The sequence below is a fragment of the Streptomyces sp. NPDC104106 genome, assembly GCF_055584345.1.
This window is the reverse complement of record NZ_JBVJMF010000018.1, coordinates 111,230-135,910: the sequence shown is the minus strand read 5'-3', so window position 1 is coordinate 135,910 and position 24,681 is coordinate 111,230. Positions and strand designations below refer to the sequence as shown.

The 24,681-nt window shown below is 69.1% G+C and carries 37 protein-coding genes and 2 pseudogenes; 10 read left to right on the top strand and 29 right to left on the bottom strand.

All coding sequences use genetic code 11. The features are described from left to right. Nucleotides 1-73 precede the first annotated feature (73 nt). A complete protein-coding gene (locus ACZ60X_RS33675) occupies nucleotides 74-229 on the top strand; it encodes a hypothetical protein (protein ID WP_469606709.1) in 156 nt (51 codons plus the stop codon). A gap of 49 nt (nucleotides 230-278) precedes the next feature. Here ACZ60X_RS33675 and ACZ60X_RS33670 read toward each other — a convergent pair. After that, a pseudogene (locus ACZ60X_RS33670) lies at nucleotides 279-1,105 on the bottom strand (helix-turn-helix domain-containing protein). Between the two features lie 23 nt (nucleotides 1,106-1,128). Next, nucleotides 1,129-1,885 (bottom strand): annotated as a pseudogene (locus ACZ60X_RS33665) (DUF6879 family protein). 169 nt (nucleotides 1,886-2,054) lie between these two features. Here ACZ60X_RS33665 and ACZ60X_RS33660 point away from each other — a divergent pair. Continuing rightward, a complete protein-coding gene (locus tag ACZ60X_RS33660; protein ID WP_469606707.1) occupies nucleotides 2,055-2,258 on the top strand; it encodes a hypothetical protein in 204 nt (67 codons plus the stop codon). Next, nucleotides 2,255-2,593: a hypothetical protein gene (locus ACZ60X_RS33655; protein WP_469606705.1), complete on the top strand. Its 339-nt coding sequence runs from the start codon at nucleotides 2,255-2,257 to the stop codon at nucleotides 2,591-2,593. Before ACZ60X_RS33660 ends, ACZ60X_RS33655 begins: the two co-directional genes overlap by 4 nt. 689 nt (nucleotides 2,594-3,282) lie before the next feature. Here the strand turns inward: ACZ60X_RS33655 and ACZ60X_RS33650 are convergent. Further along, a complete protein-coding gene (locus ACZ60X_RS33650) occupies nucleotides 3,283-3,720 on the bottom strand; it encodes a hypothetical protein (protein WP_469606702.1) in 438 nt (145 codons plus the stop codon). 207 nt (nucleotides 3,721-3,927) lie between these two features. Continuing rightward, on the bottom strand, nucleotides 3,928-4,737 hold the full coding sequence (locus ACZ60X_RS33645) for a methyltransferase domain-containing protein (RefSeq protein WP_469606700.1): 810 nt from the start codon (nucleotides 4,735-4,737) through the stop codon (nucleotides 3,928-3,930). 226 nt (nucleotides 4,738-4,963) lie between these two features. Here ACZ60X_RS33645 and ACZ60X_RS33640 point away from each other — a divergent pair, with 226 nt between their 5' ends. Beyond that, nucleotides 4,964-6,118: a ParA family protein gene (locus tag ACZ60X_RS33640; RefSeq protein WP_469606698.1), complete on the top strand. Its 1,155-nt coding sequence runs from the start codon at nucleotides 4,964-4,966 to the stop codon at nucleotides 6,116-6,118. Then, nucleotides 6,115-7,377, top strand: coding sequence for a ParB/RepB/Spo0J family partition protein (locus ACZ60X_RS33635; RefSeq protein ID WP_469606695.1), 1,263 nt, complete (start codon nucleotides 6,115-6,117; stop codon nucleotides 7,375-7,377). Before ACZ60X_RS33640 ends, ACZ60X_RS33635 begins: the two co-directional genes overlap by 4 nt. A 129-nt stretch (nucleotides 7,378-7,506) precedes the next feature. Here ACZ60X_RS33635 and ACZ60X_RS33630 read toward each other — a convergent pair whose 3' ends face one another. Continuing rightward, nucleotides 7,507-7,863, bottom strand: a complete 357-nt coding sequence (locus ACZ60X_RS33630) for a hypothetical protein (RefSeq protein ID WP_469606692.1) — start codon at nucleotides 7,861-7,863, stop codon at nucleotides 7,507-7,509. 261 nt (nucleotides 7,864-8,124) lie between these two features. Then, on the bottom strand, nucleotides 8,125-8,292 hold the full coding sequence (locus ACZ60X_RS33625) for a hypothetical protein (protein ID WP_469606689.1): 168 nt from the start codon (nucleotides 8,290-8,292) through the stop codon (nucleotides 8,125-8,127). Between the two features lie 65 nt (nucleotides 8,293-8,357). Here ACZ60X_RS33625 and ACZ60X_RS33620 point away from each other — a divergent pair, with 65 nt between their 5' ends. Both ACZ60X_RS33620 and ACZ60X_RS33615 read left to right on the top strand, forming a co-directional pair. After that, nucleotides 8,358-8,786, top strand: a complete 429-nt coding sequence (locus ACZ60X_RS33620) for a hypothetical protein (RefSeq protein WP_469606687.1) — start codon at nucleotides 8,358-8,360, stop codon at nucleotides 8,784-8,786. Continuing rightward, nucleotides 8,776-9,255, top strand: coding sequence for a hypothetical protein (locus ACZ60X_RS33615; protein ID WP_469606685.1), 480 nt, complete (start codon nucleotides 8,776-8,778; stop codon nucleotides 9,253-9,255). The genes ACZ60X_RS33620 and ACZ60X_RS33615 overlap by 11 nt, the downstream gene beginning before the upstream one ends. Nucleotides 9,256-9,493: 238 nt before the next feature. Here the strand turns inward: ACZ60X_RS33615 and ACZ60X_RS33610 are convergent, their stop codons facing one another. From ACZ60X_RS33610 to ACZ60X_RS33545, 14 genes are all read right to left on the bottom strand, one after another. After that, a complete protein-coding gene (locus ACZ60X_RS33610) occupies nucleotides 9,494-9,679 on the bottom strand; it encodes a hypothetical protein (RefSeq protein ID WP_469606683.1) in 186 nt (61 codons plus the stop codon). After that, entirely contained in the window at nucleotides 9,676-10,425 is a 750-nt protein-coding gene (locus ACZ60X_RS33605; protein WP_469606681.1) for a hypothetical protein, read from the bottom strand. The genes ACZ60X_RS33610 and ACZ60X_RS33605 overlap by 4 nt, the downstream gene beginning before the upstream one ends. Before the next feature lie 39 nt (nucleotides 10,426-10,464). After that, nucleotides 10,465-11,094, bottom strand: a complete 630-nt coding sequence (locus ACZ60X_RS33600) for a hypothetical protein (RefSeq protein ID WP_469606679.1) — start codon at nucleotides 11,092-11,094, stop codon at nucleotides 10,465-10,467. A gap of 236 nt (nucleotides 11,095-11,330) precedes the next feature. Next, nucleotides 11,331-11,504 carry a hypothetical protein gene (locus ACZ60X_RS33595; protein WP_469606677.1) on the bottom strand — a complete coding sequence of 58 codons (174 nt, stop codon included), beginning with the start codon at nucleotides 11,502-11,504 and terminating at the stop codon, nucleotides 11,331-11,333. Nucleotides 11,505-11,524: 20 nt separating this feature from the next. After that, nucleotides 11,525-11,803, bottom strand: coding sequence for a hypothetical protein (locus ACZ60X_RS33590; RefSeq protein WP_469606675.1), 279 nt, complete (start codon nucleotides 11,801-11,803; stop codon nucleotides 11,525-11,527). Then, complete coding sequence (locus ACZ60X_RS33585) at nucleotides 11,800-12,237, bottom strand: ASCH domain-containing protein (protein WP_469606672.1); 438 nt, start codon at nucleotides 12,235-12,237, stop codon at nucleotides 11,800-11,802. Before ACZ60X_RS33585 ends, ACZ60X_RS33590 begins: the two co-directional genes overlap by 4 nt. Continuing rightward, nucleotides 12,234-12,911 carry a GGDEF domain-containing protein gene (locus ACZ60X_RS33580; RefSeq protein WP_469606670.1) on the bottom strand — a complete coding sequence of 226 codons (678 nt, stop codon included), beginning with the start codon at nucleotides 12,909-12,911 and terminating at the stop codon, nucleotides 12,234-12,236. Before ACZ60X_RS33580 ends, ACZ60X_RS33585 begins: the two co-directional genes overlap by 4 nt. Nucleotides 12,912-13,000: 89 nt before the next feature. Then, nucleotides 13,001-13,306 carry a hypothetical protein gene (locus tag ACZ60X_RS33575; protein WP_469606667.1) on the bottom strand — a complete coding sequence of 102 codons (306 nt, stop codon included), beginning with the start codon at nucleotides 13,304-13,306 and terminating at the stop codon, nucleotides 13,001-13,003. Between the two features lie 104 nt (nucleotides 13,307-13,410). Then, the gene (locus ACZ60X_RS33570) at nucleotides 13,411-13,725 is read right to left on the bottom strand and encodes a hypothetical protein (protein WP_469606665.1); all 315 of its coding nucleotides are present in this window, start codon (nucleotides 13,723-13,725) and stop codon (nucleotides 13,411-13,413) included. 15 nt (nucleotides 13,726-13,740) lie between these two features. Continuing rightward, on the bottom strand, nucleotides 13,741-13,938 hold the full coding sequence (locus ACZ60X_RS33565; protein ID WP_469606662.1) for a hypothetical protein: 198 nt from the start codon (nucleotides 13,936-13,938) through the stop codon (nucleotides 13,741-13,743). Beyond that, entirely contained in the window at nucleotides 13,925-14,203 is a 279-nt protein-coding gene (locus tag ACZ60X_RS33560) for a hypothetical protein (RefSeq protein ID WP_469606659.1), read from the bottom strand. Before ACZ60X_RS33560 ends, ACZ60X_RS33565 begins: the two co-directional genes overlap by 14 nt. Then, complete coding sequence (locus ACZ60X_RS33555; RefSeq protein WP_469606657.1) at nucleotides 14,200-15,180, bottom strand: AAA family ATPase; 981 nt, start codon at nucleotides 15,178-15,180, stop codon at nucleotides 14,200-14,202. The genes ACZ60X_RS33560 and ACZ60X_RS33555 overlap by 4 nt, the downstream gene beginning before the upstream one ends. Before the next feature lie 97 nt (nucleotides 15,181-15,277). Then, on the bottom strand, nucleotides 15,278-15,445 hold the full coding sequence (locus ACZ60X_RS33550; protein ID WP_469606654.1) for a pRL2-8: 168 nt from the start codon (nucleotides 15,443-15,445) through the stop codon (nucleotides 15,278-15,280). Nucleotide 15,446: 1 nt separating this feature from the next. Then, on the bottom strand, nucleotides 15,447-15,794 hold the full coding sequence (locus ACZ60X_RS33545; RefSeq protein WP_469606652.1) for a hypothetical protein: 348 nt from the start codon (nucleotides 15,792-15,794) through the stop codon (nucleotides 15,447-15,449). Nucleotides 15,795-15,816: 22 nt separating this feature from the next. Between ACZ60X_RS33545 and ACZ60X_RS33540 the strand changes: the two genes are divergently transcribed. After that, entirely contained in the window at nucleotides 15,817-16,101 is a 285-nt protein-coding gene (locus ACZ60X_RS33540) for a hypothetical protein (RefSeq protein WP_469606650.1), read from the top strand. A gap of 1 nt (nucleotide 16,102) precedes the next feature. Further along, nucleotides 16,103-16,594: a hypothetical protein gene (locus ACZ60X_RS33535; RefSeq protein WP_469606647.1), complete on the top strand. Its 492-nt coding sequence runs from the start codon at nucleotides 16,103-16,105 to the stop codon at nucleotides 16,592-16,594. A 247-nt stretch (nucleotides 16,595-16,841) separates the two neighbouring features. Here ACZ60X_RS33535 and ACZ60X_RS33530 read toward each other — a convergent pair whose 3' ends face one another. From ACZ60X_RS33530 to ACZ60X_RS33510, 5 genes are all read right to left on the bottom strand, one after another. Then, nucleotides 16,842-17,921: a protein phosphatase 2C domain-containing protein gene (locus tag ACZ60X_RS33530; protein WP_469606645.1), complete on the bottom strand. Its 1,080-nt coding sequence runs from the start codon at nucleotides 17,919-17,921 to the stop codon at nucleotides 16,842-16,844. Nucleotides 17,922-18,116: 195 nt separating this feature from the next. After that, nucleotides 18,117-18,593: a DUF3307 domain-containing protein gene (locus ACZ60X_RS33525; RefSeq protein ID WP_469606642.1), complete on the bottom strand. Its 477-nt coding sequence runs from the start codon at nucleotides 18,591-18,593 to the stop codon at nucleotides 18,117-18,119. 198 nt (nucleotides 18,594-18,791) lie between these two features. Beyond that, entirely contained in the window at nucleotides 18,792-19,019 is a 228-nt protein-coding gene (locus ACZ60X_RS33520) for a hypothetical protein (protein WP_469606639.1), read from the bottom strand. 132 nt (nucleotides 19,020-19,151) lie between these two features. Next, complete coding sequence (locus tag ACZ60X_RS33515) at nucleotides 19,152-19,631, bottom strand: RRQRL motif-containing zinc-binding protein (RefSeq protein ID WP_469606637.1); 480 nt, start codon at nucleotides 19,629-19,631, stop codon at nucleotides 19,152-19,154. 258 nt (nucleotides 19,632-19,889) lie between these two features. Then, complete coding sequence (locus ACZ60X_RS33510) at nucleotides 19,890-20,651, bottom strand: hypothetical protein (RefSeq protein ID WP_469606635.1); 762 nt, start codon at nucleotides 20,649-20,651, stop codon at nucleotides 19,890-19,892. 94 nt (nucleotides 20,652-20,745) lie between these two features. Here ACZ60X_RS33510 and ACZ60X_RS33505 point away from each other — a divergent pair, with 94 nt between their 5' ends. Beyond that, on the top strand, nucleotides 20,746-20,964 hold the full coding sequence (locus ACZ60X_RS33505) for a hypothetical protein (RefSeq protein ID WP_469606633.1): 219 nt from the start codon (nucleotides 20,746-20,748) through the stop codon (nucleotides 20,962-20,964). 82 nt (nucleotides 20,965-21,046) lie between these two features. Here the strand turns inward: ACZ60X_RS33505 and ACZ60X_RS33500 are convergent, their stop codons facing one another. From ACZ60X_RS33500 to ACZ60X_RS33485, 4 genes are all read right to left on the bottom strand, one after another. Continuing rightward, complete coding sequence (locus ACZ60X_RS33500) at nucleotides 21,047-21,541, bottom strand: hypothetical protein (protein WP_469606631.1); 495 nt, start codon at nucleotides 21,539-21,541, stop codon at nucleotides 21,047-21,049. Nucleotides 21,542-21,617: 76 nt separating this feature from the next. Beyond that, on the bottom strand, nucleotides 21,618-21,809 hold the full coding sequence (locus tag ACZ60X_RS33495; RefSeq protein WP_469606628.1) for a hypothetical protein: 192 nt from the start codon (nucleotides 21,807-21,809) through the stop codon (nucleotides 21,618-21,620). 48 nt (nucleotides 21,810-21,857) lie between these two features. After that, the gene (locus ACZ60X_RS33490; protein WP_469606626.1) at nucleotides 21,858-24,146 is read right to left on the bottom strand and encodes a helix-turn-helix domain-containing protein; all 2,289 of its coding nucleotides are present in this window, start codon (nucleotides 24,144-24,146) and stop codon (nucleotides 21,858-21,860) included. A gap of 84 nt (nucleotides 24,147-24,230) precedes the next feature. Beyond that, nucleotides 24,231-24,674, bottom strand: a complete 444-nt coding sequence (locus ACZ60X_RS33485) for a conjugal transfer protein TraB (RefSeq protein ID WP_469606624.1) — start codon at nucleotides 24,672-24,674, stop codon at nucleotides 24,231-24,233. Nucleotides 24,675-24,681 lie beyond the last annotated feature (7 nt).

Genomic DNA, 24,681 nt, shown 5'->3' with positions numbered 1-24,681 from the left:
GGCGGCGTCGGCGACGTGCGCAGCGCCGTGCGCAGCCGGGACGCGTCCACGAGCTGCTGGGAAGAAGAGATTCGTGGCCGACTCCAACAACACCATCGAGCCCTGCGGCTACGGCGGCTACCGCCTCATCACTCCGGCCCGTCCCGGCAACGAGCCGAAGACCGTGCACCACGACGCCGACGGCAAAGAGGCGCCCTGCCCCAAGGGCCGCCGCTCTAGGCGCGCATGACCGTGGCCTCGTTCTCCCGGGAGAACGGACCCGCTTCGTTCCGGTGCGGTCAGCGTGTGTTCAATGCCCGCCGGGCCCGGTGGATGACGTTCTGCGCTTCCGCGCCGTATACGCCCGCACGTAGGTGGCGATGGAGTCTGCATCGTCCACCCACAACTCTGCATGCCAGTCCTCGGTGATGACGAGCCGGTCGTCCAGGACCCAGAACGCGTTCGCGGTGGGGATCTTCAGTGAGGCGCTCAGCGGGATGACTCCGAGTTCCACGGTATCCATGCCGACCGTGCCGATGAGCCTGTCCAACTGCGCCGCGAGCGTGGACGGCGAGCACGCCAGGGCGTGCAGTGCCGCCTCCCAGACCAGCGCGCGGAACCGGTGGCCCGCCTCGTACAGCCACTCTTGTCGGCACAAGCGAGCCCGGACAGCCTCGTCGGTATCGCGGGTCGTGCCGTAGAGGTCTGCGTATCGGAGGAAGATCGCCCTCGCGTAATCGGCGGTCTGCAGCATCCCGGGGACGACCGCTTCTTCCCAGGCCCGGATGACGCAGGCGCGGGATACCTCGACGTTCCAGCTGTCTTGTACGGGCCGGTGACCAGCGGCAAGCTGGCGGCGCCACGAGCGGATGTGAGACTCGAACCCCTTCAGGCGGGCGTCAAGCTCCTCGAAGGTGCCGGGGTGCCCGACAGCGTCTGCCCAGGCGCGTAGGTCTTCGCTGGTCGCGGTCTGCCGACCGCCCTCCAGCTTGTACACCCTCGAGTGAGGCCAGCCGAGTCGCTCGGCGAGTTGGGTGCCGGTGAGCCGACCGTCAGCAGCTGAACGACGGAGTTCCCGGAGGCGCACTCCAAGAGCCTCCCGGGCCTGCTGGTAGTCCGTGCTCACCGGCCCTACTCAGTGCTCCTTACTCAGTGCTCCTTCGCGCTGAGCTGCGCCGCGAACTGGTCGTACGGGATGGAGACGCGCATCGCGGCGTCCCGCACCTGGCAGTAGCGCAGTACCTCGGCGGGCTCGGTGATGACCTCGACGTCGTTGAACTCGTCGTCGTCGTTGAACCGTAGAACAGCGACGAGGCGACTGTCGAAGATCCAGAAGTCTTCTGCGGGCAGGTGTGCCTGGTCGGCGTCGGCCCGCCACAGGTTGCGCGCGTCTTCGCCCGTCGCCGCATTGCAGCGGGCGTAGCTGAGCAGGAACAGCTGCCCTTCGGTCGGCGGGCTGTCGACGACCCGCACTCGGCCGACGTACTTGCCGGCTGCCGTCTGTGCTCGGATGTTCGCGCACCACTCGCTGTCGAGGTCCATCGGGGCCTCACCTGTAGCGAGAAACTCCGCGTATGCCGGATCGTGCCGGTCCGAGGCGTAGCCGTGCCTCGTCTCCAGGTGCCAGGCGGAGTGATCGAAGTGGTGGAAGAGTTGGCTGAATTCCTCCAGGCTGATGATCTTCGAGATTCGATCCATCTCCTTCGGTGCGTGATTCACCAGCAGTTCCCGAGGCACGACCACCGCCGCGTCGTTCGCGGCCGAAGTGCTGGAGTTGCGCGAGGTCTGTGAGGGCTGTCAGTGGACGGCCTTGCACGACCACCTCGCCCGTGTCGACGTCCTCGTGAAGTGCCGGGCATCCGCCGTTCTTACTGTCCGTGCCGGTGAACCGCAGTCGTCGGGCCATGCCGCCTCCGTCGCTGGTTGGGACACACCAGCTTCACCGCGGCGGGTGCCCCGGTACTACAGGGTGCCGCCAGCCTCATGAGACCACCCGAGAACATACGGCCATATAGCGAGAACATTCGAGAACATCGCGTGGCTCACATCAACACCGCGTTCGTAGGGTCCCGTTCATGGCCTCACCACCTGACCACGCCATCGATCCGTCTACCGCCGTGGATACCCGGCGAACCGCGCTCGACCAGGCAGGGATCGTCCTGCCGTCACTCGCCGTCGATCCCGGGTCGCCAGCACTCAGCCTCGTCGACCTCCGCCGGGTACACGCCAACGTGGCCATACGACTTGCCGAAGCACTCCAGCGACGAGGAGCAGCATGAATACGGCAACCCTGGACATCGCGGCGGAGGTTCTAGAGACCCTTACGCCGGAACTTCCGGAACTGGACGCGCTCACCGAGGACCAGGCTGCCGGCCGTACATGCGTCTGGGACGCCGAGCGGCTCACGCTCGAAACCGCCGTGGACCTCGGCGAGCGCCAGAGCAAGGAGGGCCGCTGGTTTCCCCGGGCCTGCCGGCCGTGCACAGCGGACCGCGCGCACCGTGTTCTCCTCGACCACGCCTCGCACTGCCCGCTGTGCGCCTCCAAGGCGGCCGCCGCGGATTGCGTGGCCGGCCGGGGCCTGTACCCGCTTCAGCGGGAGTGCCGCCGATGACAGAGCAGCAGGACGTTCTGCAGGAGATCGAGCGACCTAAGGCGACTGGTCTTGCAGATCACGCTGTCGGACCGGCTCACGGCTGAGCAGCGCTCGGGGTGCCGTGGGGTCCGCCCCAACCGGCACAGCCCTCTCCCATACTCGGCCAACTCCCAGCCCCCGGTAACCACCGGGGGCTTCGTCGTGCTACCCATAGGACACCGTTCCCACCCGAGACACTCCCCCACTTCACCGCCACCCTCGAACGCCTCACCCCCGCCCAGCGCCGACGCTTTCCTCCTCGTACGGGAAGCCTTCGTCCCCGACCTGCCCGGCCGCGCCAGCACGTACCTCCTCCGCTCTCGCTGGCGGGGACACCATCTCACCGCCGCAGCGTGCCCCCTCCCGGCAACGCGGTCACAGCAGCTGGTCCTCGCCAACGGGCCATTGGGCCAGCAGTCGTGCCTGGACAGGACGCCGCCCCACCGGCCGTGCCTGGTCATCGCGGCCGCCAGGGCCAGCCGACGCGGGCGCACTTTGGCTGGCCGGACTTTCACCGCGGCGGCTGTCCGGTGCCCGCGCAGTCCTTCAGGCCGGGTGCTGCGCTGCCGTCGGCGGATCGGGCCCAATGGGCGCGTATGGTGTCGTTGGCCTTCAGCTGTAGGTACGCCCGCAGACACGGCACTTCCCGCGCGGCACGGTCTTGGTGGTCATACATCCTCACTCCCCCCGTTGGATTGGTCGAGTACGGCACGGAAGGCGGCCAGTGTCTCCTCGTTGCGGATGCGGTATCCCTGCACCTTCCCGGAGCCGGGACCGAGCGCAATGAGCGGAGACTTCAGGCCGCTGTCCCACCAGCCCTCTGTGGTACCCCGCTTGAGGACGCGAGTGAAGGCGCCGGCGTGCCCACGAAGACTGGAGTCCTCCCGGTCTCGCAGATCGTCCGCTGCTACCTCGCCGCCCCGAGCGACGACCTCACGGAGGATGCGTCGGGCGCGCGGCTGCTTGAGTGCCTCGCAGAAGAGGCGGGCCCGCTCGGTGTTCCAGCCGGGGTCGTGGCGCAGGGAGGCACGGTGCTTATCAAGAAGTGCGAGTAGGGCGCTCTCGAACTCGGGGGTCGGATCCTTCACGCTGACGACGATCTCCACACGGGCTCCCGTTGCATTAGACGCGATTAAAGCCGAGTAGACAGTACTGCCCGACGGGTCGTCAGCAAAGGTTTATTAGCGTCTAGTTAAAACTGCCCGACGCACCGATCCGCCTGATCAGCGACAAGGTCACTTGTGTCCGCCGGGGCGGACGCCCCCGCACCACTGCGGCCTGATGCGCGGCATGCCGCCCTCGCCCGCTCACTGTCAGTCTGACGAGGGCAACGTGCCCGCAGTCAGGAAGAAGGTGACGGCGTAGGTAAAGCGACCTGCGCGCACGGCATCGTCGAACTGGGCCACGAACCGGTCCGCGTCCACGGGGCCGAGGTAGCCCCGAGCTGCGGCTGTGTGCGCCCAAGTCCGCAGGCCCATGACGTTGTCGACCGCCGACGGGTCGCGGACAACCAAAGTCCGGGCTTCCACCGAGATGTCGTGGATGCCGCGGGCCGCGAGCAGTCCGGCGTGCCGGTGGGCCAGCGAGCCGTTGCGCAGGCCCACGTCGGCCCTGAAGCGCAGCACCCGGCGGGCGAGCTCCTGGTCGTCAATGTCGAGTACCTGGGTGTCGTAGTCCGGGTCTGCCAAGGCGACCCGGCCGCCGGGGCGGACCACCCGCAGTAACTCGTCCAGCACCCGGGACGGTTCGACGACGTGCTGCAGGACCCGGTCAGCCCAGGCGCCATCGAACTGACCCGCTACAAACGGCAGCCGGTGCCCGTCCGCGACAGCGGCGCGTGGCAGTCCACGGTCCCTCGCCTGCATGATCATCGTCAAGGAGCTGTCGACCGCGACGACCTCGGCTCCACTGCGCGAGCGCAGGGCCACGGCGGCGTCCCCGGTACCCGCTCCGACCTCAAGGAACAGCTCGCCGCGCTCGGCACGCAGGAACTCTTGCAACCGTTGCTTGTAAGTGGCGTAGAACGGCTCCGCACTCAGCCGGTCCAGGACCTGAACCCACTCAGCAGGCCGGGGCTGCGTGTCCACCGACGTGAACCCGTGAGCAACAGCGTGATCGTTCATGGGAGCACGCTAGACGTGCCGACCAAGCCGGTGAACCTAATGAGGCAGAAGCCCAGACGACTCAGTTCGTTGAGAAGGCGACTCGATTGAGTGAGACGGGACAACGACATTTCATCGTCTCTCGTGACGATCTGGACTGAGAGAGATTTGTTGTCCGCGGACAACAAGTGTGCCTGGCAGGTGTTTTGTGAGGGTTCCAGTCAGCAGAGGCGAGTAAGGTAGCGCCATGACCGCGCCATACGACCCGAGTGATCGGGAAAAGGTAGTAGCGAAGCTGCCTGCCGGCCTCCGTAAAGAGCTGAAGGTTCGGGCAGCAGAGCTCGACAGAGACATCCAGGACGCCGTAACGGAGGGCGTGGAAGCCTGGCTCAAAGCGAAGCCGCGTCCGGAGGTCGACACCAGCGGCGGTTCCTCGTTCTCGACCTATCTCCCTGCCGGGCTCTACGGCCAGCTCAAGGAGCTCTCCAAGAAGCGAGGCATCTCCTACAACCAGGGCGTCGCCCAGGCGATCCGCTTCTGGCTGGACAGCAACCCGTCCCCCCGGCCGAAGCCGGCCCGGGTCACTGGAGCGCGCCGGTTCATCTTCGGCAACCAGAAGGGCGGCGTGGGCAAGACGTCGGTCGCGGCCGGAACTGCTCAGGCCCTTGCTGAGTCCGGGCACCGCACGCTGCTCATCGACTTCGACCCTCAGGGTCACCTCACCGTGCAGCTTGGCCACAAGATGCTGGACATCGACAGCCCGAGCCTGGCCAAGCACATGTTGGGTGAGGCGAAGGGCGAGCTGAGCGACCTGCTGGTCCCGATAAGGGGCGGCGACTTCGAAGATCACCTCTGGCTGCTGCCGTCCTGCAAGGACGCCTTTCTCCTGGATGCCAAACTGGCGACCAGCCGCTTCGTCCGCGTCAAGGAGACCGCGCTCGAGAAGGCGCTTGAGCCGCTGGAGAAGGAGTTCGACTTCATCGTCGTCGACTGCCCGCCCAGCCTCGGCTACTCGATGGACACCGCGCTGTACTACTGCCGCACCCGTGAAGGGGAAGAGGACCACACATCGGGCATCGTGGTCGTCGTCCAGGCCGAGGACTCCTCCGCAGACGCATTCGACATGCTCGACGACCAGATCCGGGACCTCACCGTCGACTTGGACGTCGACATCGCCATGATCGGGTTCGTGGTCAACCTCTACGACGCACGCAAGGGATACGTCGCCACGTCATCGCTCGCTGAATGGCACAAGATCGGCGACCCTCCCGTCATCGCCGTCGTCCCGGAATTGAAGGACCAACGGGAGGCCGTCCGCGTGAAACAGCCCTTGCTGGTTCACTCCCCCTACGGTGAGCAGTCGGAGGTCATGCGGACCGTGGCACGGAGGATCAGCGCGTGAGCAGCATCGCAGAGAAGCTCGGGACCGGCTCATCGTTCGGACAGCGCCGAGAACGCAGCGCCCGGGGCAAAGCCAAAGCGATCACCGAAGGTGAGATCCCCGCCTACGAGCTGGTACGACTGCGGCTTGATGAGGTGGCCCCCACGCCACTCAACCCGCGCCGGAACTTCGGTACCGACGAGGACATGACGCGCTTCGGTGAAGAGCTGCGCCAGGCCCAGCTGGCCGCTTGCGTCGCGGTGACTCGCAACGCGTACCTGGCGCTGTGGCCGGACCACGAAGACCGCATCGGCTCCGCTGTGCACGTCCTTGTCAACGGTGAACGGCGCTACCGCAGCGGCGTGCACGTAGGACTCGAGGCGCTGGACTTCGTGATCCGGGATGACCTGGCGTCTTCCCGTGAGCGGTTCATAAAGCACTTGCTGGAGGAGAACCTCAGCCGGGAAGACTTCGACGTCATTGAGCGGGCGCGCGGTGTTCAGCAGATGGTGAGCGTCTGCGCGGAGGAGTCGGAACGAGGCGCTCGCTCCCGTGCGGCTGAGCAGCTGGGTAAGGACCGGTCATGGGTGACCAACCAGCTGGTGCTGCTGACCCTGCCGACGGAAATCCAGACAATGCTCAGTGCTGGGACGATGGCGGAACGGGATGGCCGGGCTCTGGCCCGCCATTTGAAGGACAACCCGGGGCTCGATGCGGCCGCCCTGTTGGACTACCTCCAGGAGACGAAAGAGGCCGCTTCACGGACCAGGGCTCTGGAGAAGGAGGCGGTGGCAGCCGCCCGTGAAGGCTTGTTGTCCGCGGACAACAACCGTCAGGAGACCTCACCTGAGTCAGAGCGGTCCGCTGGTTTGTTGTCCGCGGACAACAAACCAGCCAAGGTACCTGTGCAGGGACAACCAGCCGAAGAGGGCCGCCCCCTGCCTTCCACCGCCGATGCAGCCAGCCCAAGGGCGGAAGACGACCCTGCGGGTGAAGAGAGCGGAAGCTCCTGGGTTGGCGGCGTTAACGCCGCCGGCAAGGGCGCCGATCCGGCAGCGACTGACACCCGGGAAACTTCGGGAGGGCGTCAGGGGAGCCAGCCGAGGCGACTGCCGTACGACGACGCCCCCTACGTCGTCCAGCATCTTCACATGAAGATGACTCCGGAGCACTTCGTCCAGGGCGCACGCGTGTGGATGAGACTCCTCCGCGAGCAACACCCCGAGGAGTTCCAAGCGCTGCTGCTTGAACTGAGCCAGCACGAGCAAGCAAGGGTCTGATCCCTCAACGCAAAAAGGCCTGTACCCCGCGTCGCGCAAGGGGTACAGGCCTTCGCTGTTCTCAGGTTCTCCACGGGTACGGCCCAGCCCTGGCAGGAGCTGGGCCGTCCCTGCGGTGCGTGCTGGGCGTCAGAACGCCATGACGCCCCGGCTCACCGCCGTCCCCTTGAACTGAAGGTAGAAGGACGTCCCCGGAAGCACCGACGACGCGACAACCGTCCACACTCCCACCCTCGCGGTGTGCCAGTCGTTGCACGTGCCGGTCTTCAGGAAGCAGACCTTGATGTCTCGCGTCGCCGTGGTCTTGACGTTGATGTCCTTGCAGATGTCCCAAGATGACTTGGCGGCCGTGTTGCCGCGCTCGGGCCAGTACGAGTTGGAGCTGCCGCTACCCGGATAGCTGGTGTACGCCAACGGCTCGCTCAGGCAACTCTTGAGCGCCGGCCTCTGCGGTGCCGCGCTGGCCGGGACAGCTCCCGCAGCCATCCCCCCTGCGATCAGTACGCCGGCCACGGCCAGACGGCCTGTCTTCGTCCTTCGCACGTTGCTCTCCTTCTGCGCGAGCTGTGGTCGGCCTTAGAGATGCCCACCCAGATGGCACGGTATGGCGACATATTCAGCCGCATTGCCCTGGTATGACTTGGACGGGTATCAGTGGTGCTTGTCGTCCTGGCGGGCTCAGCAGCGCGCGCGTGAGATTGGTGCCGAAAAACGGCGGCGCGGTCGCGGGGGAGCAACGGGTCTGGGTCAGCGGGTGGCGAGGGCGGCACAGTGCTCCTGGCGGTGCTCGGTGGCCGCAAGCTCGGCGAGCTGCTTGACGTGGTGGGGCTGGCCGACGTCGCCGACCGGGGGAGAGGCAGTATTCCGAACCTGCGCTATCCCACAGCCGAGCTGCCCCCAGGGGCTGACGAGCACGCAGAACACGGCTCGTAGAGCGAAAAGCCCTGCGCTGGTGTCTCAAGCACCCCTATAGTCCGGGAGTGATTGAAATACCTACCTTTGCGGCGTGGATGGAGGAAAACCGGGCGCATAGCTTCCCCAGCGAGGCAAGTGGCTGGGTGGTCTACAACGACCGGGTTCATCGGGGCCTGCAAGCCCTCTACGCAGATCCTGAGGTTGCGGCCAACCGCCTGGAGGCTGCCGTGGCCGAGATCGCAGCGACTGCCTTCCTCGACTCCTTCTTCGGCGCCGCCTGGGTGAAGGAGAAGTTCCCCCTCGCGGATGACCGGGAGGAGTTGGGTCCCTGGGTGTGGCAGGCCCGGCAGCGTCAGGAGCTGGCCAGGAGGGTGTTCGAGTTTCAATGTGAACCCTGGTTCGACGACTTCCTCTCCTACGCGGAAGAGCAACGACGCCGGGTCGACGATCTTCGAAGCAGACGTCGTTCAGACCCTCATGCGCATGCCCGGTAGCGTCACTAGGGTGACTGCGTCGGGAGTGAAGGGACAGGACTTCGATGTTTTCCTGAACTTGGCGCACATCGGTGACGTCCCCGTCGAGGTGAAGTACAAGCAGGACGACACACCCTTCTCCGAGGCCACGGTCCGGAACACCGTCAAGGGCGCGACCAAGCAACTGCCGCGAGGCCATGTCGGATGGCTGTTCGTTCACGTCCCGACTGCGTGGCTGCGTCCTGGGCGCTCGGACGAGTATCACGAGGCGCCTTTCGGGGCGCTGCGGCAGACGTCGCGGATCGGCGTAGTCTTCACCGCCGTCGACAGGCCTTTCCACGATGAAGCGGCGGGAAAGATCCGACACCCACGCTCCTGGGACCTTTACGTAGACGAAAGGGCATCACAGGAGCTGCGGCAAGCCGCCCTGCTTCTTCGAGATCTCCTCGACAAGGGCTGGGACTTCTTCGTACCCAGTGCGCCGTTCTGACGTGCTCAATCCCACTGTTCGTGCTCGGAGCAGACGACGGTCTACGCGGTGCGGCCGGTGCAGCCGGAAGCAGGGTTGCGCGGCTTGCCTGAGGGCTTCGCCTTGTGGTCGCAGGTGGTGTTGTCGGCGTGCCGGGGTTCCACGTGAATGGTGATGCTGGCCAAGACTCTCCTGTTGAGACGCAGGGAGCGCCGTGCCCCGCCGGTGGGGCGAGGCACGGCGCTCGGGGTTGAGGTGGCTAGGGGGTGTCGGCGACCACAAGGAACTGGTCCGTTCCCAGGTCCATCACGACGCGGGCGTCGATGCCCTGATCGCGCCGGGCGGCGGCGTACTCTTCCGCCGGCCACGAACCGCGGGGAGCTCCGGCGGGGAACCGCTCCAGGACGGTGCGCTGCCGGTCGGGCGTCGTGGTCGTCGCGCTCACAGCTCGGGGTCCTCAGGCCCAGGGAGGTCGCCGAACATGTCGTCGATCGCCTGGGTCACCTGCGGTCGGTGCTCAGGCCGTGTGGCGTTGAGGACCGCCCCGGTGAGGCTGACCAGGTCGATGTCCTCGAATAGCTCGGTGATGTCGGCGACCGTCTGGGGGTCCAGGACGGTGCCGATGTCCGGGCGTTCGCTGTCCAGGTAGCAGCCCATGCCGTCGGCCTGGTCGGCGAGCTGGTGGGCGCGGGCCGGAGTGATCTCGATGCTGGGGCAGTGCTCCAGGCCCGTGCCAAGAACACCGGTCGGGCTGATGTAGATGCGGATGGTCGCGTCCGGGCCGGAGTCGCCGGCGAGACCGGTGAGGGCTTCGGCGAGGGCCGCGATCGCCCTGTTGCGGTCCGCGTCTGCGTCCGTCGCGGTCGCGGTGGCTGCGTCTTCCCCGTCCGCGTCCAGCAGCGGCGCTTCCCAGAGCACTTCGAGGGTATCGGCGTGCAGCCGGATGACGCCGTCGGCGGTGTCGGGGAGGGTGAGGTGGCCGATGACGCGCAGCAGGTCGCCGGGCTGTCGCTCGGTGAGCATGGCGTGCGCGATCTCCTGCTCCATGGTGGTGCAGGGGATGACCGCTTCTTCCACCAGGTGGTCGGTGCCGGTGGAGCATGTCAGCCGCCAGGAGGCGGTGCCGTCACGGTCGCCGGGTTCGGGGTCGGCGGCCAGGTAGCCGTCCAGCGTGAGCGGGATGGCGTCCATCAGCTCGCCTGCGCCAGGTTGGTGGTGCGGTGGGCGGCGTCATAGGCGTCCATGACGGCCTTGGCCGGGTTGCCTCGGTCGGCGACCTGGTGGCCGTTGGCGCGCGCCCGTGCGGATCGCGGCCAGCTCGTCCTTGCTGCGCTTGCCGGTGGGAGCCGCCGGGGCCGGTGCGGGCGCCAGGGGCGTGGCGTCCTGTACCGCCGCGGCGGCGTGGCCGCCAGCCTTCACCGCACGCAGCTGCGCCTGCGCGGCCTCGGGATCGGCCTTGGCCTTCGCGACGCGCTCCTCTGCCTCCCGCTGGGCTGCGTCGGTGGCGTGGCGCTCGGTCAGCTCGGTGAGATCACTGCGGACGCGGGCGGCCCGGTTGCGGATGCTGGCAGCAAGGTGGCTCTCCGCCCACGCGAGCAGGACCTCGATTCCGTCGGCGTCCATCGTGCTGTCGGGCGCTGCGCCGGCCGTCTCCGGGTTGCCGGTGCTGTCCTCCGTGCCCGCGTCGGGGGCGGGCAGCCCGGCATGCTGGACGGCTTCGGCGATTTCGGCGTGCTGGAGGGCGTCGGCGAGTTCGTCCTCCGACAGGCCGAGGGTGTCGCGGACGTGCTCGGGGCTGTCGCCGTTGTTCAGCATCGAGACGGCGGTGGCGGTGAAGGCGTCGACGGCTTTGGCAGGCATCGTCTCTCCGGTCGGGGAGTAGTCGGGGTGGTGAGGTGCGGGAGCAGGGTCACGAGGTCGTCCTCGCTGCAGGGCAGACCGAGCGCGCCCAGCAGGTCGGTGAGGTCGTCCTTGTCGCGGGCGTGGTGGGCGACCATCAGGGAAGGCGGCGCTGTGCTGGTCGCTGCCGAGCGGGGTGAGTTCGATGTCCTCGGCTGCGAGGGCCTCTTTCATGTCGGTGAACATGACCGGCCCTCCTACGCGGCCCTGGTGCGGGGTTTGCGCTGGGCGATGTCCAGCAGCTCGCGATTGCGCCGCTGCTGGGCTGCGGTGAGCGGCCGGGTCTTGGCGCCGTGGCGGTGCCAGAGCGGGGAGGCCGGCGGCTCGGGGTAGGCGAGGGCGTGGTCGACGTCGCGTTGGGTGCTGCTCAAGGGAGCCTCCGTCGGGAGGGTCAGGCGTGGTCGTCGTCGCGCCGGCGTTTGGACTGGAGGTCGGAGGCGACCCGGCCGAGGCGGGCCTCAACCGGATGTGCGGCGATCCAGTTCTCAGCGCACGCGTTGTGGACTGGCTCCCCGTAGTGGGAGCGCATCGGCGTGGGCTTGTCGCACAGCACGCAGGGGCGGTCCTGCCAGCGGTCGAAGTGCTGGCTGTCGCGCCATTCGAGGAGGGCGCCGGGAGCCGGGATCAGTCCCGGCTCGAACAGCGGCTTCTTGCCTCGCGGGCGGGTCACGGCCGGAAGTCGGGCAACTGCTGGAACACGAGGTCCAACAGGTCCTGCGACGGCTTCCAGGGCACGACCTGTCCGCGCGCGGGGACGGGCAGGGGCAGCTCCTGGACATCAACGAGCACCAGGTGCCAGACGCCCGGATGAGCCCACTGCGAGCACAGCGGCTGTCCTTCGGGGTCCTGGTGGCAGTCGGTGATCCGGGCGATGCCGACCACGGCGCCCGTGATCAGCTCACGGCCGCGGATCGTGCGGGCGATCAGCGGGAGGCGCAGGGCGGGCTGGTCGACGGTCTTGCTGGTGTGCAGCAGCACCCATCCGGTCCGCCACCGTGTGGGCCGGTTCTCCACTGTCTTGGCGCCGGCGAGGATGCAGGCCGCGTACGGCTGTTTGATGCTGATGCCGCGGATCCAGTCGCCCTCGGGCAGAGCGATGATCATGCTGCTCGCCCCCACACGCTGGTGCCCGGGCGGCCGGCCCGGCGCCCGTTGATGGACGGGACCGTTCCGTGCTCCGCTGTGGCGAGGCGCGCACGGCCGGTGTGCTTGCCGTCGTACAGGGCGGCGTCGGCGGCCCGCTGCAGCACGGACAGGTCTCGGCTGCCGGTCACGTCCGGGGTCGCGGCGCCGACCGAGGCGGCGACATCCACCGCCTGGCCGTCGTCGAGGACGACCGGGGTGTGCAGCATCCGGACCAGCTGGGCGAGGCGCTGCTCGCGGCGGTCGGCGGGTAGCTGAAGGACGACGGAGAACTCATCGCCGCCGAGCCTGCCGACAGCTGCGCGCGGGGCCGCCCAGGCGGTGAGGCGGGTACCGAAGGCCGCGAGGACGGCGTCGCCGGCCGCGTGGCCCATCGTGTCGTTGATCCGCTTGAAATGGTCGGCGTCGACCATGACCACGGCCGCGTCGTCGCCGTGGCGGGCCAGGATCCGCCGGGCCCGGGCGGTGTAGGCGTCGCGGCGCAGGAGCCCGGTCAGCGGGTCCTTCCGGCTCGCGGCGAGCCGCCTGTGCAGGGTGATGGCGTGCACGGTCCAGCCGGTCAACGGCACGGCGGCGGTGGTCAGAAGGAGTGTGCGCGGGCCGATCCGGCCCTGAACGCGCAGGACGGAGTCCATACTGAAGGTCGCCCTCTCGTCTCGTACGGGTTGGGTGGGCCCGGGACAGGCGGCTGGTTGTCCGCCGTGGCGCCTGTCCCGGGGCGGAGCTACAGCGGAAAGTCGCCGCGGCTGCTGGTCCAGCTGACGGGGTTGTGCCAGAGGCCGGCCTTGGCGGCCGTCCACTCCGGCTCCCAGCCGGGTCGCAGTCCGCGCGCTCCCCAGCTGTCGGGCTGCTTGCCGGGAATTTCGAGTCCGGCCTGGTGGGCGGCGAGCGCGGCGTCGTACACCTCGTGGGCGCGGCGCAGGGCCGCGGTCGGGGAGTCGGCCTCGCCGGTGAAGACGTGCAGGCCGCGCCGGTCGGGGTGGTTGGTGTCGTGTATGGGGACGTCGACCTCGTAGGTCCGCAGGTGCATGACGTCCATCTCCTTCCTGGCTGTCCGAGGTTGAGGGGACACTGCGACCGCCCCGGCCTCGAGGTGCGGGGCCGGGGCGGCAAAGAGTGCGCTCAACTCGCGGTTCAGTCGGCCGTGGCGATGGCGTCGCGCAGTTGGGTGCGCGCCCACGCCAGGAGCGAGCGCTGGTCGCCCTCGGGGCTGGTCAGCGCGTCGGTGAGGTAGCTGACGGCGGAGTCCAGCTCCTCGCTCGCTTCCTGCCAGCTGCCGAGGCTGGACGTGCCGAGGACGTCGCGGACCTCTTCGACCAGGTCGATGAAGCCGGTCGGGGTGGCACCGCGCTGCGACTGGTCCCCGATGAGGGCGGCGAGGTCGGTGGCGAAGGTGTCGCGGAGCGCGGCGAAGGTGTCGAGGGTGCTGGTGTCGGTCTGGGTGGCCATGGGCGGGCCTCCTTGTCAGTCGTCGAGCTGGATGGTGAGGGGGGTGCGCGGATCGCCGGAGCGGGTGTGGACGGTGCGGCGGTGGGCGGCGAGGCCGGCTGCCCCGCCCTGGGCCGGGAGGGGGCAGTCAGGGCCGCCGTGCCACCAGTCGTCTGTGTCCGGCAGGTCGGCCGGGGTGAGCGGGTGCGGATGCGGGGTGTCAGGGCCGCTCATACGGTCGGGCCTTCGCCGGAGCCCGGTGCCGGTTGGCCCTGACGTGGTGGAGCAGAAGCGTGGTGAGCCGGTCGAAGCCGACTGCGAGGACGATGGCGACGGTGCCGCCGACCATGGCCCAGACGCCCCAGGCCGGGGCCCCGGCAAAGGGCAGGGATGCCATGACGCCGGCGGCGGTCGCGATCCCGCCGACGAGGGTGCCCGCAGCGGCGGCTGCCACGGCGGCGCCCATGCTGATGAGCACGCGGCGGTGCGGGGTCTTCATGCGCAGACCGCTTCCTTGGCCTGGGCCTCGAGGTCGGCGCGGCCCTCGGGGTCATCGGCCTGGTCGTGGTCGCCGGCCTCCCGGTCGACGTCATCGAAGCCGCCGTGGATGGTGCAGAAGATGTCCTCGTGGTCGTCTAGGTCGCCGTTCAGTGCGCGGAAGAGGTAGGTGACGCTGTAGGCCGGCGCCCAGGCGTAGCCGGTGCATTCGTCGTCGTGCGGGCACGGCACCAGCACGTCGAACCCGACGTCGCCCTCGCCGTCCACGTCGGTGCGCAGGGCGAGGGTGAGGTACTGCTGACCGAGGCGGATCTCCGCGACGCGGTCGCCGCCGGCGACGGTCGAGCCGGGCTTCCACTGCCACAGCGGGAGGATCTCCTCGCCGAACACCCGGGAGACGAGGTTCAGGTCACCGAGACCGTCGCCGCCGTCCAGCCCGAGGTCGGCCTGCCGGGCGTGGCTCAGGCGCTCCAGGAACGGCAGCAGCCGGTAGAGGCTGTCGGAGAAGACGATCTCGGCGAAGCCCTCCGCCTTGAGGCGTCGGTGCGAGTCGACCATGTCCTTGCGCTGTTTGATGACGGTGGCCTCGGGCACCGTGCGGTTGGCCGGCCGCGGGCCCTGCCGCTCGATGCAGACGCTGCCGGGGGTGGCGACCATGACCGCGATCGGCAGCATGTCGTGCCGCTTGGCGGCGGCGACCAGCGGTTCCCTGGCGGCCCTGGTGACGTTGGTGGCGTCGACGACTGTGACCAGTCGGCGGCGCATCCTCGCCTCCAGGAGCAGGTGCAGGGCGGCGACTGCGTCACCGGTCGCCGTCTGGTCGCCCGCGTCGTCGCTGACCGTCTCGCGCAGCGCGTCCAGGGACAGGACCTGCGAGGCGGGCCAGGTGCGCGCGATCGTGGACTTCCCGGCGCCGGATGGGCCGATGAGGACCACCAGGCTGTGCTCGGGCATCTGCGGGTAGATCAGCTCGGTCATGCGGATTCTCTCCTTGGGAGTGAGGGGTGCCGGGCAGCCCGGATGAGGCACTGCCCGGCGTGATGGGTGAGCAGGGCGGCGGGTTCGCGCAGCGCCGTCAGCGGACGATCAGGTGAGCGGGGTGGCCGTTCTTCATGTGGTCCACGCACTGCGGGCAGTCCTCGCGCGGTCCGAGCCCGGCGTGAGCCTCACGGCTGGCGTACGCGTGGAACCAGCACTGCCTGCACTGCCCCCGGGGCGGGTTCGTCGCCTTCGCGCTCGCCATCTCAGCTGGCTCCTTGCGGGTGAAGGGCGCGGGCAGCCCAGACGAGGCGCTGGCCGGCGTCGTCGGTGATCAGGACGGCGGCCTCGTGCAGCGGACAGGACGCGTCACCGTCGCGGTCGGGCTCGATCTGCTCGGCACGGCGCGCGGCGGCGGTGACCAGCTGCGCCACGGCCGGGATGAAGCCGCCGGGCGGGTCGGTGTCCTCGATGAGCTCGCGCAGAATCGCGGCGAGCCCGGCTTGGTCGACGTCGTCGGCGCGGAGGTCGTCCTCGATCTGCTGGAGGGACAGCGAGGCGATGCCGACCGCTGCGCGGACGCGTTCGATGCGTGTACGGCGCTGGCCGGTCACCGGGTGGTGGCAGAGGGCGTCAGTGCTGCACCTGTCCGCGGCGAACTACTGCTGGTTCGAGGACCCGGCGAAGGCGCTGTGTCTCAAGCTCGCCGGAGCGAAAGGGGCGGCAGGCCCGCTGAGCGGGCTCTGCGACACCCACCACCTCGTCCACCGGCCCGTCTGGCAGGCCGCGGCCGACAACGGCGCCGTCCTGCTGGCCAGTCCCCGCGTCCCGGCCGGGGAGAAGAAGCGCCTGCAGGCCGAGCACGAACGCTCGATGCGCGTCCTCGAAGAGATCGACAAGGCAGCTGGAAAGGCCGGATGACATGGCACTCAGCCAGACCCAGCGTGACCAGGCCGAACGGCGCATCCGCGCCGCCATCGACCGCCTGCTGGCCGGGCAGATCCCCGAGGGCGGGGCCTGCGACGTCAAGACGCTCGCCCGCGAGGCCGGGATCTCCCGCGCGGCGCTCTACCGGACTTGGGACCACCTCAAGGACGAGTTCGAGAAGCGACGGGCCGCGGCCTGGGCCGCCGGGCACCAGCCCGACCTCCGCGAGGCCCGCATCAGCCGACTGCGGGACCTGAATCAGCGGCTCACCAGCAAACTCCCCCGTACCAACACCGAGTTGACTCTCATCAAGGAGCAGCACCGCCGACTGCTGTCGGCCCTCGCCGCGCAGGACGACGAGCTGGAGCGTCTCCGCCGCGAGCTGAGTACGTTCGCCCGTACGCACGACGGCCCCGCTCGCGACAACGAGCAGGGGGACGACGCCGGTGTCCTGTCCCAGCTATCTGTGGGCAGGGGAAGGCCCTGACTTGCGATGCCTACGATTGAGTGGGACGTGTTGGCGTTCTGTGTCCCGCTCAACCGTAGACATTGTGGTGTTCAGCCGCGGAGCCAAGCCAGCAGGTTCCTTGGCGTCGGTCGCGGTGAGCTGACCGGCATGGCCCTGGGAGCCGACCCGGCTCTCCTGGCTTGTCGGGCGAGCTGGTATTCGTCAGCTTCACGGATAAGTTCCCGAGAGCGGATCTGATGCAACTCGAAGTGCATGCCACTCGCTCCTACTGCTGGAGCTCCATGACGTCGGCGACCACGCAGCTGACGTTGTCCGGGCCGCCGGAGCCGTTGGCGAGGGTGATGAGTTCGCGGACGGCCGGTTCGGGATCACTGATCTCGGAGAGCACCCGGCGGACCTCTTCGGTTGACACGACGGTGGACAGACCGTCGGAGCAGAGCAGGTAGCGATCTCCCTGCTGAGCGTCGTGGAGACGCATGTCGTGCGTGGCGTCGGCTCCTTGGCCCAATGCGCGTATCAGCAGGGACCGCTGGGGGTGGGAGGCGGCTTCTTCCGGACTGAGGCGTCCTTCGTCGACCATCGACTGCACCATGGTGTGGTCGTGGGTGATCTGGAACAGCTCTCCGTCGCGCAGGAGGTAAATGCGGGAGTCGCCGACGTGGACGAGGGCGAGTTGAGATCCGGTCCAGAGCATCGCGGTGAGTGTGGTTCCGGCTTCTTCGGGAGAAGAGCTGGTCGCGGCGATGCCATGCACAGCCTGTTTGGCTTGTTCGATCGCGTCTTCCAGGACGTTGAGGAGATTGCCCGCCGGGATGCCCTCGGTTTCAAGGTGCTTGAGCGCGTCGACGGCGGCCGCGCTCGCGGGGGCTCCCTGATCTCCGAAACCGTCGGCGACGGCGAACAGGCGGGACCCGGCGTATGCCGTGTCCTGGTTGCTCTCACGGACGAGACCGGTATCGGACAGAGCGGCGTAACGGATTCCCAGGGGCTTGGCGGTCGGGGACATGGCAGGGTCCTTCCAGGACAGGTGGTCGATGAGGAAGGTGGCCAGGTCCCGCCGTGCGGCGGTGTCCGTTTCGACCTGGACCCAGAACGCGCGGATCTCCTGGGCTGCCGACGCCGCATCCAGCTTGCAGACGTGCTGGATGCGGATCAGAGGCATCCCCAGGCGCCGAAGCCAGGCAACCAGCCGAGCCTGTTCCAGTTGTTCTGGCGCGTAGAGGCGGTAGCCGGTCACCGGGTCGACGCGAGCGGGGGCCAGGAGGCCAAGTTCGTCGTAAAGGCGCAGTGCCTTCTGCGACAGCCGGGACGCCTTCGCGAACGCCCCGATGGTCAGCAACCCCATGCTCGTTCCTCCTCATGCCGGGCGCGTCGCCCGGCTCAACCGATGCTGTGGCCTCCCCCAAGGTGAAGGTCAACCTCAGCACTTGCCTACAGGTGACCGGGACGGTGCCCCACTCGCCCACAGAAGAGCGGGACTGCCTACACATCGCAGAGACAGGACAGCCCAAAGCGTCGTCCCCCTGCCCCGCCGCTGATGTCACACAAGCGCGATCAGCAGAGCGGAGACCAGCAGCGCAGTCTGATGAAGCGCCTGATCAGTGAGATACATGCCGTTCATCCCGGCCGCCTTCAGCTCGGCGAACCCCTTGGAGCCGATGTGCTCCAGGAGCCAGCGGACCGGCCACCGGCGATCAAAAAAGGCATGGGTCACAGCCGACACAGCCAGCCCCGCGACCAGTCCGGCCCAGGACAGCTGGAGCGGGAGAACAACCCAGACCAGGCCCAGGATGACCGCCATGACGACGTGGTACTGGGCGACATGGGCCAGGCAGGCACCCCAACCCCGCCTCGGGCTCACGCCGTCGGCGACCTCCGCCGCCGACGGCGCCGCCTTGTTCCCGGCCTGGCGGTCGGTCTGCCCGATCACATGGTCCGCGAGGTTGTGTCCGACAGAGAGCACGGCCCACACCGAGCCGAACGTCGCCAACGTGGCGATCTGATCGATGGAGGTCATCGGCGGCCTTCCTTCCAGCAGTCGGGGCAGATGTCGCGGCCGGGGCGGGGACGGTGCCACCCACGCTTGTCACGGATAGGCGACGCAGTTCGGTGTGGTTTTCGACTCGCACGGGCCAACTGGCTCCGGACCCGCAGCGGCCGTCGGTCTCGGAGGGCTTGTCCGCGTCGCAGCGGATCACCAGGTATGCGTCAGCCGTCATCGCCGATCACCCGCAAGAGGGAACCGCGACGCGAAGTGACGGCTCCCGGCGAGCGCGACACCGGCGCCCAACGAGCGGAGATCGCCGAAACCGGCCCCGAGCCGGGGGACCGAGACACTCGGCATGGTGGACACGGCCTTCGCCGCGTTAACCCGGTAATCGCCGATCGCGCTGGCGGCTCGGGTCAGTCCGAGCAGGGCGGCGAAGGTCGCGGGACGCTGCATGATGGTGTCTCTCCTGATCTCGAAAAAGGGGGGTGAGGGAGTTAGGCGGCCGGCCCTTTTGCCGATGCGCGGGCCGCCCGGCGGTCCCGCCCCGGCCTGCATCGCCGGGGCGGAGCTGTATGCGCTGCCGGGTCAGGCGGCGAGCCGGTGCGTGTCCGGGGCCGGGATCATGACGGTGTCGGTGCTGGGCTCGAAGCCCTTTTCGCAGGCGTCGCATCGGCCTTGGGTGCGCAGCGGGAGGCACGCGTAGTACCGCCTCCGGCACTCCGGGCACGTTTGCCTCGCCGCCATCGCCCGGTCCAGGGCCATCTCCTGGGCGAGTGTGGGTATCCGCTTGGGGACCGCCAGGTCAACGCGGTACAGCCACGCCCATCGGTTCCCGCCCCGGCAGATGAGCCGGGCGACGGGATCGTGGCCGCCGGGGCTCAAGCCCAGCGCCCGTAACTGGCGGCGGGTGGCGAGCCCTTCCTTCGGGACGGGCCCCTTGCCGCGTGCCGCGGCGCGCACGGCCACGGCGCCGGGGGCCTGGTTGTTGCCGAACTCCGGGAAACTGCCGTCGTCGTAGAGGTCTACGTCGACCAGGTCGACGTCGTCTTCGTCCGGGCGGTCCATCACGGTCTCCAGGCACCGGGTAGCTGGCGGGGCTGCTGCGGGTAGCGGGAGCCGGGGCGAAAGGGGCGGGGCCGGCCGATCCGGCGGCGTGGTCTGGGGATGAGCACGACCGGAACCTCCAGGCGTCGGTGGGCAAGAAGCAGTGCGTCCCGCCGCCGAACGCCGTCGGCGACGCAGGTGGTGCTGGGGGTCGGTCGGCCTGTCCGGTCCTCGCCCACCGTGAACGGGTGGGCGAGGACCAGGCGGAGCGACCGAAGGTCAGTCCCGGAAGGGGCAGCCGTTGTGCTGGTCGGCGGGCGCGGCCGGAGGCTGCACCGGGACGTGGATCTCGGGCTTGACGGTGACCTTGGCCGGGCGGCCGGCGACGACGCGGCGGCGCAGGGTCAGGCCGCGCAGCGCGAACGCGGACAGGAACGTCCAGGCGAGAACGGTGAGGGCGGCCGCGACGGGGCGGCTGGTGTCCGGGGTGGCCGTCCAGACCATCCAGGCGGTGGCCGCGCCGTGTGCCGCCCATGTCGCGCGCACTCCGTTGTTCTTGGAGAGGTAGCCGAGGACCAGGGCGACGATGCCGGTGAGCAGCCACAGCGTGTAGACGGTGGAGGCTGCGACGGGCAGGCCGGCGGCGTGCTGCGCAATGTACGTGCGCACCGGCTGGTCGACGACGGCGAACACGCTGTGGGAGGTGTCGACACCGACCTGCACCTTGGGCACGGCGGTGAGGATTTGGTGGAGCGCCTGGAGGACGACTTCGCCGGCGGCCTTGGCCATCAGCACGACGAAGGAGCCTGCGGCCACCATCAGGACGGCGCGGAGCCAGGGGGCCATGTGCCGAACGCCTTCGTGGGGGGCGCTGAGGACGTCCTCCCACATCTCGTGCAGGATGCCGTCCTCCTCCCATGCTTCCTTCCACCAGGTGCGCAGCCAGGCGAGCCGCGCCGGCTTGGGCGGGGTCTTCGGGAACGGCACGGGGAGGTAGGTGAGCTCCTGGCGGCTGACGGGGGTGTTGTCGTGGGACTGCACGGGGCAACTCCTTGTTGTCGATGCGGGGTTCACGGAGCGTGCGAGTGGGCCAAGCTGTGAGCGACGGAGCCTGGAGAGTGGGGAGGCGGCTGCGATGGGGTGGTTCACCCGCGATGAGCCGGAAGAAGTCGTCTTCGAAGAGGTCGTGGACACGGACGGGACGATCTGGCCCGCGTTCACGGACGACGACGGTGTGCTGTGGATCGACGTGGACTACGACGTCGAGGTGGTCGTCAACGGCGCGATCGTCGACGGTCAGATCCGGGGTGCCGAGGTCGATGACCAGGGCCGGATCTGGATCGACTACGAGTGACCGCGGGGCCGGTCGGCCTGTCCCGCACCCGAAGCCCCGGCCTGCGGGCAGGGTGTCGGATACGAGGCAGGGCGCCCGGAGTTCAGCGGACGTCGTTGCGGGTGCGGGAGAACATCCCGCGCTGATTGCTGGTGTTGTTGATCTGCGTGTTCTGCACGATGGGGCCCTCGTACACGTTCGTGGTGACGGCGGTGCGGACCTTGCTGATCACGCCGCCGATCGCGGTGGCGACCATGGCGACGCCTGCGAACGGCAGGGTCGCCATCAGCACGCCGTAGAGCGTGACGGAGGCCAGGCCGTTCAGGACCAGCCAGGCGCCGCAGCCGATGCCGGTGATGCCGGCGCCGACGCCGATGCTCGCGACGGTGATCCCGGCCGCCCAGGCGGGCACGAACCGGCGGTCCGGCTGCGGCACGGGCGGGGTGTCGCCGTATGCGGGCAGCGGGGTGTGGTCGCGGAACGACGTCGGGATGTGCCGTACGGGCTGCTCGGGGCGGAAGTTCTCTTCGATGATCCGTTTGGCTTCGGCGGCGGCTTCGTCGTCGGTCAGCGGGCGGGTGATGCGGTCGAAGTCCACGGTGATCTCCGTTTCAGGGCAGACGCGGGGCGCCCTCCCGCCGTGGTGGCTGGGAGGGCGCAGGGGCTGGGGCGGGTTAGTGCAGGGAGCTGATCCATCCGGCGACGGAGGTGACGGCGGTGTGGATCGTGGGGGCGATGCCGGTGCTGGCGAGGAAGAAGCCGAACAGGCAGACGACGATGCCGGGGACGATCCGCTGGTAGCCGGTCTTCCAGAGGAAGAAGGCGGCGATGCCGAGCAGCAGGACCATGGAGATCGACAGGACCATGGGTATCGGTTCCTTCGGTGTGAGTGGTGGGCGGGTGGGCGGTGCGGGTCAGCTGTCGGTGAGTTGCCAGTGGCCGCGCTTGAGTGACGTGGCCAGGCCCTTCGCCTTGAGCTGTGTGCAGGCGTTGCTGACGCTGGAGGGCTGGAAGCCGGGCAGGGCCTCGCGCAGCTGCTTGAGGCTCTTGGGCCCGTCGGCGAGCAGTTCGAGGATCTGGTCCTGGAGGCCGGGCTCCTCCCCGAGGTCGGGGCCGCCGTCGCCGAACGGGATACCGAACGGCGCCTCGAACGCGGGTGCCTCGCCGCTGTCGCCGTCGGTTTCCGGGGCCGGGGTGCCGGCCGTCGGCTTGCTGCCGGGGGCGTCGGAGAACGCCTGGGCGAGGGTGTCGCAGTCGGCGTAGGGGTTGGTGTGCCGCACGCCGTAGATCGCGGCACCGGCCTGCGCGGCCTTGGCCTCACCCTCGGTCAGCCCGGTGGGCGGGTCCTCGCCGTACAGGGCGATCAGGTCGGGGTAGACCCCGTCCTTCTTCTCCGCGAAGAACGTGCGCATGAACTTCGCCCGGCCGTCGAGGAACATGTACGCCATGCCCGCGGTGGACTCGCCGTCCTCGTCGTCCTTGCCGGAGAACAGCGCCTCGATCTGCCCGTTCTCGTAGATCCGGGCAGGGATGTTCTCCATCTGGAAACCGGCCGGGGCGATGCCGTCCAGACCCATCTCCTTGGTGGAGGAGGAGGTGGTGCGCATGAGGAACAGCGCACCGACCTTGCCCTGCTGGCGGATCGCGTCGTCGTCACCGAGGTCCTTCAGGTGCAGGGACTGCACGGCGAGCCGGATGCCGATGCCAACCTTGCGGCCGGTCTTCTGGATGTCGGCGATGAGGTAGGCGGTCGCCTTGCGCATCCCTTCGTCCGGGTGGGACAGCAGCCGGTTGATCTCGTCCAGCGTGATGTTGAGGAGCGGCCACGGCCGGTTCAGGGCGAAGTCGCCGCGGCCCATCTCGTTGGAGAGCCGCTCGCGGTACTTCATGACTGCGTGCGCGGCCGTGAGCATCAGGAGCGTCTCCACCGGGCCCTTGGCGAACCAGTCGACGTGGCCTTCCGCCTCAGGAAGGCTCATGCCGCCCTGGACGTCGCCGACCCAGGAGACGACGCCGGAGCGCTTCTCCGCGGCGAGGATCAGGTTCTGCAGCACACTCTTGCCCGCGCCGGTGACACCGGCGGTGATGCCGCGGAGCGCGCCCTGCCCGGGGTCCCACAGCCGCATCCGGGCGGGCTTGCCGTCGTGGCAGACGCCGATGGTGATGCGGCCCTTTTCGTCCATCGTCAGGTCGTCGACGGTGGCCTTGCGGACCTTCATCAGCGGGTTCGTCTTGTAGACGGAGATGACGCCCATACGAATTCCATCCGTTTCAATGACGAGGCGGGAGGGGTCGTCGATGCCGAAGGCGGAGCAGATCGCCGTGTGCGGCAGGTGGATCTCCTTGCCCGGCGGGGAGGCGACCAGCAGCACGATGCGGTGCGGTTCGGACCGCCAGTCGATCAGGTCGACGCCGGGGGCGGCCTTGCCTGGGGCGGCGACCGCGGTCTCCCACAGGCCGCGCAGCCCTTCGGCGGTGGCCTCGGTGTCCTCGGTGGTGGGGCGGGCGACCAGCCGCATCCGGCCGGGCCCGGAGCCCTGGATCGGGCGGATCTTCACCGTGCCGACCGGGAAGTCGAACGCGGCGGCCAGCTGCACCTCGGTGAAGGTGGGCACCGCCTTCCCGGCCTGGGCGACGACGACGGCCTCGAAGTCGGGCCGGTCGGCGCGGTAGGACTGGATGGACACCAGCCGGGTGCCGTCGCCGGTGGCCTGCTGCCACTTCGCGGCGAGGAACTCGGTGTAGGTCAGCGGCTCACCGGGACCGGCACCGTGCTGCGCCTGGTGCTCGGTGAGCTCCAGGACCAGACCGGCGCTGCGGGTGAGCGGCGCCATCCAGCCCATCAGGGACGCCCACGCGGCCGGGGCGACGACCTCCCACCAGTTGAAGCCGGGAGTGATCAGGTTCGCCGCATAGGTGCCGGCGGCCGTGAGGAACGGGATCGCCCGCTGCGCCCGCGTCAGCAGGTCCAGGCCGTGGTCGGGGTCCTTGGTCTTCGCGTACAGCCAGGCGAGGCTGCCCAGGCCGACCCCGCCGGCGGCGAGGTAGGACCAGACGCTGTCGTCCAGCTGCGGGCCGATTGCCATCCCGGCCGCCGCGAGGGCGTAGGAGGTGCGTTCGGCCAGGACGCGCCGGTAGATGACGTGGCCCGGGACGCTCTTGGTGGTGTCGGCGGCCGGCGCCGCCTGGTCGATGGTGCTCAACACAGCCTCCGTTCAGGGGCACAGGGCAGCAGGGGCCGGGCCCGGTGTGCGGGCCCGGCCCCTGCTGCTGCGGGGGTGGGTGGGTCAGCGGCGGCCGGTGCGCCGGTAGAAGCCGGGCTTGGCCTGCCGCACGCCGGAGCCGTTGGAGGCTTCGTAGCCGGGGCGGTACTCCCTCTCGTGCGCCTGGTTGAAGCCGCGGGCGTCGGTGTCGACGGCGTCGGCGGCGTTCACCATCTCGCCGGACGCCTCCGCGACCGCGGTGAGGGCGGCGGAGGTGTCCTCGATCATCGAGGTGAACTGGGGCTCGACTTCGGCCTGGCCGCACATCTCCGACAGGCGCATGGCCGCGTTGGCGTTGGCCTGCATGTGGGAGCGGAGCAGGTGCATGCCCTCCTTGAGGAAGAGGGCGGCGGCTGCGAGCTGGGCGGTCCGGCCGGCCAGGGCGAGGAAGCCGTTGCCGCTGCTGGCGCCGCCGGTGCTGGCGACGCCGTTGTTCATGCCCGGGATGGCGGGGAGGTTGTCGCTCACGTGATCT